Annotated in this window: 5 protein-coding genes; 1 reads left to right on the top strand and 4 read right to left on the bottom strand. The window is 63.0% G+C overall.

The window, feature by feature from the left end; all coding sequences use genetic code 11:
* Window positions 1–2,599, bottom strand: a 2,599-nt coding sequence (locus VD972_RS34480) for an ATP-binding protein (RefSeq protein WP_324993055.1), incomplete at its 3' end; no start/stop codon positions are given.
* Between the two features lie 1,170 nt (window positions 2,600–3,769).
* Window positions 3,770–4,708 (bottom strand): hypothetical protein, encoded by a 939-nt coding sequence (locus tag VD972_RS34475; RefSeq protein WP_324993054.1) that lies wholly within the window; start codon window positions 4,706–4,708, stop codon window positions 3,770–3,772.
* Between the two features lie 39 nt (window positions 4,709–4,747).
* On the opposite strand from VD972_RS34475, the gene VD972_RS34470 reads away from it, so the two are divergent.
* Window positions 4,748–5,716 (top strand): hypothetical protein, encoded by a 969-nt coding sequence (locus tag VD972_RS34470; protein WP_324993053.1) that lies wholly within the window; start codon window positions 4,748–4,750, stop codon window positions 5,714–5,716.
* A 57-nt stretch (window positions 5,717–5,773) separates the two neighbouring features.
* Here the strand turns inward: VD972_RS34470 and VD972_RS34465 are convergent, their stop codons facing one another.
* Window positions 5,774–6,154: a DoxX family protein gene (locus VD972_RS34465; protein ID WP_324993052.1), complete on the bottom strand. Its 381-nt coding sequence runs from the start codon at window positions 6,152–6,154 to the stop codon at window positions 5,774–5,776.
* 165 nt (window positions 6,155–6,319) lie between these two features.
* On the bottom strand, window positions 6,320–7,446 hold a 1,127-nt coding region (locus VD972_RS34460), incomplete at its 5' end, for an aldehyde dehydrogenase family protein (RefSeq protein ID WP_324993051.1).

Below are 7,446 nucleotides of genomic sequence, written 5' to 3'. Positions count from 1 at the left end.
TTCTGGAGTTGATTAATCCCACTCCGTTGTCGGATACGGTTTTAGCAGACGTTTGCTCGGCACTAGCCGCACTGGAGTCTACTGCAAGGCGAAGCCGTCCGCGCAGCAAAGCCAACTCAATATGTTGCTCTGACTCAGACCCGTAGGCTGTGTTATCCTCTCTGCGCTCGCGGTCGAAAGCGGTCATGTATTCACGCCAAGGTGCCGCAACCCCAGCTTTGTCGACGATTGCGCATAGTTGCAAGCCTGCCCGACTTGGCACAGTGGTGCGCCCATCATAGAGCAATCTGTCAGCAAATGCTCCTGCCCCGAGGAGCGCCATAGGGACATCCGCAAACTCGACGATTTTGCTGTCAAGATTATCGAATTCGTAAGTCCCAGCCGCTCTAGCAAGCTCAACGCAACGGACAACTGCGGGCCAGTCCCCAACCCGAGTTGCACAACCAATAGCCGTGCAAAGATTTGCCTTGATCGCTGTCGCGGAGAAGCCTCCCGCGACGGCCAAGGCGGTAAAATCGACATTGATTAGTTTTACCACTTCCTCATCTCGGCCAGCGCGAGCAAGCGTCGGAAGCAGGAAGAGGAAAGCACGGGCATCAGTGAACATCCCCTTGCTTGAGAGCCAATCAGCGACTCGGCCTAACAATGCAACTGCTGTCTTAGGGTTGTCGCGTAAAGGTTGTCGTAGAAATCGAGCGAAGGATTCGTGGTAGACGCGTACTCCACCTTGAGTAGCTCTCTCGATTAGTACGGGCTCAAGCCGGTCAAGCGCAGCATCAATGCGATGTCCCATTTCTGGCCAAATTTCGCGCAGTTCTACACGAGTTACCGCGAAATCCAGCAGGGCCACGATATCGGCCACCCAGGACGAACCATGGTCGAGCGCGGCGACCAAGTGCTCATAGTACGCCCCCAGAGTCCCATCGAATGGGGGAAGTAACCGTATACCTCCCGCAGGATCAACACGGGCCGTTGGCAGGCGCAGTGCCTCGCGACATAGATAGGTAGCATAGAGCGCATTGCCCGCCGACCGTTCACTCAGCGCGTTGAGAAAGTCGACGACAACATCCTCATCGTTGGCATCGATAAGTCCTGTCGCTTCGTTAGCGGTGGGGGAATTACGATCCGGTTCCTTCGGTGTCGTGAGCACCCCAAGCCGCTCGGCTAAGGTCCTTAATTCATCAGGCCCGAACGCGGGCACCATTACTATGGTGGCTCCTTTCTCCTGGAGTGGCCTTAAGTGCTCGCCAGGCTGGCTGAGTACAATGAGCACGCTTCCGATCGGCAAGTCCAAGGACGCTAGGGCTTCAGCGAGCGCCCTTGAAGGATCGATACGGCGGGTTGTGGCGCCAAGTACACGTGTAACGTGGTCAATCCCATCAACAACGAGTGCAATGCGACGATCTGGCTGGCTTTCGCGCGCGCGGTGCAGTGCCTCGGCGAGAGCACTCTCGTCAGCAGCGAATCGAGGCCGCTGCTGGGTAACAAGCGCCGGTTCAGTTTCTGCGAGTCGACCCAACAAACTACCGAAGACCCTCTCGCCCAAAACTCGGACCTGAAGTTCAAAGTCGGCTTCTCCAAGGAAGCAGTAGTGCTCAGCGACAAGCCATTTCGAAGCTGTCAGTGCATTGACCACTTGGTGGCAAGCCCAGGACTTACCCTGACCAGGAGGCCCAAGCAGCAGGAGCACGCTCCCCTCATCCGCCGCAGTTTCGGCGCGCTCTATTACTTCGGAAACTGTTGCCGGTCGGTGTACCTCGACAGCCGAGTCGACGGGATGCGCTCGTGCTACTGCTCCGAAGTCATGCCTTAGCCGCGTGCGCCGCAGCAGTTCCTCCAGCGACACAGTCACGCGCCGCAGCCGGGCAGCTGTAGCTGACCTGATCAGCGCTTCAGCTACATCGGTGGCCGTCCGCTCTCTGTTCGGATAAGCCTCGGCGCCGATGTCCCGCCGCATCCGCTCCAGCAGTAACAGTTCTGCGGGCCCTGGGTTAACTAGATCGAAGCTTGCTGCGGGCGCTTCCACTTCAATGATAAGGCGCTCGCACAGCCAGAGAAGGTCCTCGCGTATGAGCCGACCGTCTCGTAGGAAGGCGAACGCATCTTTACCGGAGGGCTCATCTGCCCTGCTGGTAGATAAGGGCCATAGCACGTCCGGGTCGAACCTCAACCGTAGTGATCGCATCCCTGGTACGTACGGGCCAGGGTCCTGTTCTGCGGGCTTCAGCACCCGAGTAAGTCGCGGATCAGTTGGTCGTGCATCGCGGAGCACCACCCGAAAAGTGTGCGTGGTAGCACCGCGACCTGGGCCTTCCCGCTCTGCAATCGCGCATGCCACGAGCTTATCGAGCCGTAGGTCGCGATCTTCGCTCGTGAAGGTCGCCAACGGTAATGCGAGAGAAGCATTGTCCTTGTGCTTAAACTGCGTGCGCTCCCTACGATGATCTAAATCGACAGTAGTGAGATCATCGAAGCGATCTTCGGAGAAGAGCTTCTCGTCAACCCAGATTTCAACGACGGTGCCGAGCAATACGTCGGTCAGCCGAGTTGCTATCAAGAGATCTTGGTAGTCATAGCCGCGATGTGCCGCGTCGAGCATGCAAAACCTCGATCTCGTAAAACCAATGCCCTACGTGCAACTGTTCAGAAGGGCGCATATGCAGGAAGGAGCATGCATTGGGCTGTACCGATTTTGAATCCGCGATGAACATTGCTAAGAGTTCTACCGCCTATCCCCACACTTCTCGTTCGGGTCCTTTGGACGAAGTGCCATCCAAGTAACCGAAGGATAGTAGGGCTTCGTTCCTGGCACTCCCACTATCCGTCTAAGGTGGGTGCTGCACCCACCCTGCCCTCACTCCACCGTTGCGCTCACCTCTTCGGTAAACACGTTCTCATCCTCCGAGCATACGACGGATAGGGGCTCAGTTGTGGATAGTAGGCCGGTACAGAGGGGCCAGGGAGAGCCTCGGACGGGTGACGCGCAAACTGTGCGCCGGGCCGGTCGGGAGGCCGTGCAGCCGCTTGGGCACACGCCTGCCTAGGTGGCCCCCGGGAGGGAGGCAACAGAGGCGTAAGCTTCTGGGGCACCGTGACGGCTTGGGGCTCAACACCACGCGCTCTGGGGTAGCCCCTGCCCTGTAGCCATCTTCACAGGCCGCATGGCCACGCCAGCCCCCAGCGCTGGCCTCCACACAGAGGGCAGGCAAACACATCCAACCGAAGTACCTGCGCAGCCCTCGGCCCAATCTAATCGGGGCTCTCCGGCTCAGTTCTCCCCGCTCCCACAGTCGGCACACTCGCCTCTTCCGGCTTCGGCTCCGCCCCCGGGAGCAGTCATGGAAAGGCTCAGGCCGCATGTGCCCCCAGTGTGACCCTCCAGCGGGGAATTGAACGGGACGAGATGGGACGAGACGGGACGGAGCGGGGGACCGATCCGGTGTGAGATCAAGGCGTTAGCCGGTAACAGCGCGACCTGCTTAGGGTTTTGCTTCCGCCTTGATGCGGGTTCGATTCCCGCCGCCTCCATGCAGAACAACCCGCCGCTCTCAAGCGATCTCCCTCTGAGAAAGAAGGCACAGCTTGCATTTCGGAACCCAATCGGGACCCGATCCGGAGCGCATAAGCGCATAAGCGCGCTGCCGAGTGTAGGAGGGCCGAGCGCCACGTCGGTGCGTCCACCCCGCAGCCCTCGAGGGTACACCGAAGGTCGAGTCTGACTCCTTTCTTGCCCCCTGGCGCAAGCCCTGGAGGTGCTGCGAGCTCCGGCCTACCGGAAGAAGCGGGTGCCCACGTCGAGCGTGATCAGCCAGTCCTTGCCTTCCCAGGGAAGGCCGGAGTGGTGCCAGCGCAGCTCCAAGGCGAGTGGCCGCCCTGAGCTCAGCTGCCGATCCAGGCCCACGCCCAGGGAGTACCTCCCGGGACGCACCGTATCCGCCGGGTGTAGCCCGAAGCCGGCCAGGAGGGAGGGCGCGAGGACACCCGAGCTCGGCATGACTCGCATCAGCACGCCGAAGGAGATCAGCGGCTTGTTGACGGGGAAGCGGTACAGGGACTGGATCAGATAGTGGAATGCCAGCTCGGGGCCCATGGCGAAGTGGCGTCCGAACTGGAAGAGCGCCTCGGCGCGGACACCCGGGTTGAGCGTGCTCAGCGGCGAGGTCAGCCCGAAGATGCTGGAGAAGAGCAGGCCCAGCTGCCAGCTCTTATCGGCCGACGGATGGCGCTCGTACACGAGCTCCCAGTGGGGGACGAGCAGACCGACCAGCGCGCCCAGCCCCGCCCCGGACACCCCGAAGAGGGCCCCCACCACGCCAGCGAGTCCCAGGCAGCTCGATTGGGAGGGGTAGTCCGTGATGCCACAGAGGAACCCTCCGGTGAACGCCCCCGTCAGGAAGCCCACCCCAGCGCCCACGAGCGCGCCGTAGCCCGGGGAGCGCCGGCGGACGGAGAGCTCCTGGACTGCTGTCAGCGGGACGAGCTCGCGCTGGGTCTGGTCCGGGCCCACGAGCGTGAGCGACCGCTCGTCCACATCCAACAACCGCCCCTCCAGGAGCAGCCCCCCGTGCGAGACCCGCAAGGGCTGTCCCGGTTCCAGGTGGAGCGCGGGAGGCTGCGGAGACGCGGGAGGCGACTCCTCGGCCGGAGGGACCTGAGCGAGCGCCGCGGTACCGCTGAGCAGACAGAGCAGGAGCAGGACGACGCGCATGGGGAGCATGCTAGCCTCTGAAGCCGCGTGAGGCCCACCTTGCGAACCCTGACGCTGATCCTCGGCGTGCTCCTGCTGGGAGCCTGTGGCGGACCGCTCCCCAATGGGAAGAAAGGGGTCCTCTCCTTCCATGCTGCTCCGGACGTCATCCGGTCCGCGGACTACTCGGTCGTCATCCCCCACCGATGGTCCCAGGGCAACGGCCCTCTGGGACTCGAGTCCGAGTATGAGTACGACTTCACGGGCACCGAGCTGGAGGCCACGACGACCGGCGGCCTCTCCGTGCTGTCCACCGGCTTTGACGAGATGAGCCAGCGGGACTTCCGCATCCGGCTGCGGTGTGGCGGCGAGCACGGCAAGAAGGAGGAGCTGCGCGTCCGCATCCACTCGGGGTGGCAGACGCACTATGAGGATGCCTTCGACATCACCTGCTGGGAACCCAACGAGGTGACGTTCGAGGAAACGGAGCCCTGGATCACCCACTCGACCTTCTACGGAAAGATGCAGATGGCCTTCATTGGCGAGCAGGGGCGAGTGGACCTGAGCCGTCAGTTCCTGGACGAGTACTACATCGAGCTCCCAGATCCCGAGGGGCGCTTCGGCTACGCGGAGCGTCGTGGACCGGACCGGCAACAGTACCTTCACCAGCTCATCTTCGAGACGCGGACGCCAGGCTCCAACGTCGAACTCCTCCTGGGCGAACACAGGATCACCTTCCCCGTCAAGGTCATTCCCGACGAGGCCTGGAACCTCAAGGTGGAGCTCGTCAGCTCCGGCGACGTGCAGTTTCCCACCCGGGGCACGGCTTACACCTTGCGAGGCTCCGCGGTCCTCCCGAATGGGGACACCGTGAGAGCTCTCGATGACTGCCGGTGGGTCCTCAAGAGCGGGACGGCTGACCTTCCCACCTACGAGAGCTGCTATGTCACCGCCACCACGCACGGCAGTTCCGCCGTGGTCTGTGCGCAGACGCGGGGCAAGGAGGCCTGTCTCACCCTGTCTCCCTGAGCCGTGGTCGCCACGTCCAGGCGCACCAGGAGTCTCCTCCGTCCTGCGCGTCGCCGGCTACGCAGCGCCCCGGGCGCGGATCGGCACGACCCGCTGCCGCATATACGCGACGAACGCCGCCATGATCAGCAGCACCAGCGTGATCGCCGCCGAGCTCATCTCGCCGCGCACCAGATGGAGGGCGGTCGCCGACACCGTCACGATCATGATCCCGCCGGCCGCCCACGTGACCAGCCACGGCAGGATCCGCGTCAGTCCCGGAAGGATAAGTCCCACGGCGGCAAGGACTTCCGCCACGCCGAGAAAGAGCTGGAACCACCGCGGCAGCGACGCGTTCATTTGTTCGGCAATCGCCGCCGGAGGCGACAGAAAGAGCCAGCCGTGGGCGAAGAACGCGACCGCGAGCAATACCTGCACGATCCAGAGCACGATGTTCATGGCTCACCTCCCATCCTGTACTAACACGTCGAACGGGGCGGGAACAGATCGACATCCGCAGTGGCTGCGTGCGGCTTTCCGGGGTTGCGGTGTGGAAGGGCGAGGTATTCGGCACAGAGCATAAGACGATAGGGGCTGTGTTGAGAGCATGTTTGCTCCGGCCCTTCAGAAGATGTAGTCCGTCGAGAGGAACGCCGACTCGCGCTGGGTGAGGATGTTGTGGACGAGCGTCTTGTTCTCCGCCGTCGTCTTCGTGGCGACGATCGTGCGGATGGAGAACACACGCAGCGCGTCCGCCACCGAGAGCGTGCCCTCCGCGGAGTCCTTGCGCCCGCTGAAGGGGAACGTGTCGGGCCCGCGCTGGCACTGAGTGTTGAGGTTGATGCGGCCGACCTGGTTGGAACACGCATCAATGAGGTGCGCGATGCGCTGGGAGTCCTTGCCGAAGAGGCTCAGCTGCTGGCCGAACGGTGAGCCCACCACGTAGCGGATGGCCTCATCGTCGTCCTCGAAGGGAATGATGGGAATCACCGGGCCGAACTGCTCCTCGTAGAAGAGGCGCATCTTCGAGCTCACCGGGGAGACGACGGCCGGGAAGAAGAAGGAGCCGTGGATCTCTCCCCCGTGCGGGTTGAGCACCTGGGCCCCGTGCTGGAGCGCGTCGTCGACGAGCCCCTTGAGGTACGCCGGCTTGCCCGGCTCCGGCAGCGGTGTGAGCGACACACCGGGCTCCCACGGCAGGCCCGGCTTGAGCTTGCCGACCGCGGCGATGAACTTCTCGAGGAAAGGCTCGAGGATCTTCTTGTGGACCAGGAGGGCCTTGAGCGCCGTGCACCGCTGGCCGTTGAAGGAGAGCGCGCCCAGGACGCACTCGCTCACGGTGTTCTCCAGGTCCGCGTCCTCCAGGATGACGGCGGGGTTCTTCGCATCCAGGCCGAGCACGGCCTTGAGCCGGTGCGGCTTGGGGTGCATCCTCTTCAGCTCGCTGGCGCCCTGGTTGGTGCCAATGAAGGCGAACACGTCCACCTTGCCGCTCTCCATGAGCGCGCCCACCGTCTCCCGGCCACGTCCATAGATGATGTTGATGACGCCAGGCGGGAAGCTGTCGCGGAAGGCCTCCAGGAGCGGGCGGATGAGCAGCACGCCGAACTTGGCCGGCTTGAAGACGACGGTGTTGCCCATGAGCAGCGCCGGGAAGAGCGTGCTGAAGGTCTCGTTGAGCGGGTAGTTGTAGGGCCCCATGCACAGGGCCACCCCGAGCGGCACGCGGCGCACCTGCGCCAGGATGCCCT

Origin of the sequence: Hyalangium sp., from assembly GCF_035629615.1 — a bacterium.
GTDB lineage: Bacteria > Myxococcota > Myxococcia > Myxococcales > Myxococcaceae > Hyalangium.
Note: the sequence above shows the minus strand (reverse complement) of the source record. Positions and strands in the feature narration are given on the sequence as shown.

Bases quoted from the DNA above. Each gene is read 5' to 3' on its own strand.
- VD972_RS34475 (WP_324993054.1), bottom strand. From the start codon at position 4,708: ATGCGCGTCGTCCTGCTCCTGCTCTGTCTGCTCAGCGGTACCGCGGCG.
- VD972_RS34465 (WP_324993052.1), bottom strand. From the start codon at position 6,154: ATGAACATCGTGCTCTGGATCGTGCAGGTATTGCTCGCGGTCGCGTTC.